1 protein-coding gene is annotated in these 974 nt (G+C 49.3%); it reads left to right on the plus strand.

Annotated features, from left to right (window positions below):
* Positions 1–974, plus strand: a 974-nt coding sequence (locus FC47_RS10695; protein WP_420896574.1) for a mucin-binding protein, incomplete at both ends; no start/stop codon positions are given.

Genomic DNA, 974 nt, shown 5'->3' on the forward strand with positions numbered 1-974 from the left:
CTGACTTCACCAACGATTGCCGGTTACACGCCAAGTGAAGCAGTAGTAAAGCGTAGTTCCAACAGCGATGCCGAGCAGGGACCAACGGTTACGGTCATCTACACGGCGGACGCGCAAACGGCCTACGTCAAGTACATTGATGACACGACCGGCGAGACGCTGCGTCAAGATGATCTGCACGGCTACACGGATGAAACGATTCCTTACAGCACGGCTGAAGGCATCAAGAAGTTCGAAGGCGACGGCTACGTTCTGGTATCGGACGGCTTCAAGCCAGGTACTAAGTTTGGTGTCGGCACGCCAACCTATGAAGTTCACTTCAAGCATGGCACGACACACACGAGCGCAACCGACGAAAATGCGGATCAAAAGACGGTTACGGAAACGATTCACTACGTTGACGAAAACAACCAGACTGTTCAGCCAGACTACACGGCAGCAGTAACATTCAAGCGTGGCTACACGACCGATAACGTTACCGGCAAGGTTGTTTCCTACGATCCATGGACGATTGACGGCAAGCAGGCTGACAGCAAGACGTTTGCAGCTGTAACTAGTCCAGCGGTTGAAGGCTACACGCCAAACCATCAGCAAATTAACGAATTCACCGTTACGCCAGATTCAAAAGACATTGTCAAGACGGTCGTTTATGTTGGTGATCCTCAAGAAGCTCAAGCCATCTTCTATGATGAAACAACGGGCAAGGAAATCAGCAACACGCGTGAATTCGCAACTGGCAAGACTGATGAAACGATCAGCTTTACCAAGGATCCAAATGAAGTCGTTAAGGAACTCGAAAAGCAAGGTTACGTCTTTGATAAGGACAATGCTAATAATAATGTCTTTGTTGCCGGCACGATCTACGACAAGAATTCCGAAGTTCACCAATACTTCAAGTACTACTTCACGCACGCTACAACAACCGTTACGCCAGACAATCCAAAGACGCCAGCTGATGTATTGCCAGACAACCC

It is taken from the genome of Limosilactobacillus mucosae DSM 13345 (genome assembly GCF_001436025.1).
In the GTDB taxonomy this organism is placed as follows: domain Bacteria; phylum Bacillota; class Bacilli; order Lactobacillales; family Lactobacillaceae; genus Limosilactobacillus; species Limosilactobacillus mucosae.